Raw genomic sequence first — 405 nt, 5'->3', positions numbered from 1 at the left:
AAAAATAAGGAGTGGACAAAAATTCCACCCCACTGAAACAAAAACAGGTGAACCCGTTTCCCCAGTAGGTTAAAATAGTTTTAGGACTAACATCTTAACACTGGGAGTTAACACTGGGAGGTTCACCTGTATGGCTATTATACCACAAATGAGTCTGTTTACATGGAAAGAAATTGAGATTCTTGGAGATTTAGACCGTCTTCGCCTTGTACTGGACTACATGCCTGATGAAGCGTTCATGCAAAGCCTTGAAAAGAAAAGGGGGAAGGGCCGTAATGACTACCCCGTTCGTGCCATGTGGAATTCTATCTTGGCAGGCATTGTATTTCAACATGAAAGCATTGAGAAATTACGCCGTGAACTCTCCCGTAATGGCCAATTAAGGGAGATGTGTGGCTTTGAAGG

At 43.0% G+C, this 405-nt stretch carries 1 protein-coding gene; it reads left to right on the top strand.

The features are described 5' to 3' along the window. Positions 1 to 130: 130 nt before the first annotated feature. The coding region (locus tag IC21_RS00660; protein ID WP_035180243.1) for a transposase at positions 131 to 405 on the top strand (275 nt) is incomplete at its 3' end.

Origin of the sequence: Heyndrickxia coagulans DSM 1 = ATCC 7050 (genome assembly GCF_000290615.1) — a bacterium.
GTDB classification, from domain to species: domain Bacteria; phylum Bacillota; class Bacilli; order Bacillales; family Bacillaceae_C; genus Weizmannia; species Weizmannia coagulans.
Note: the sequence above shows the minus strand (reverse complement) of the source record. Positions and strands in the feature narration are given on the sequence as shown.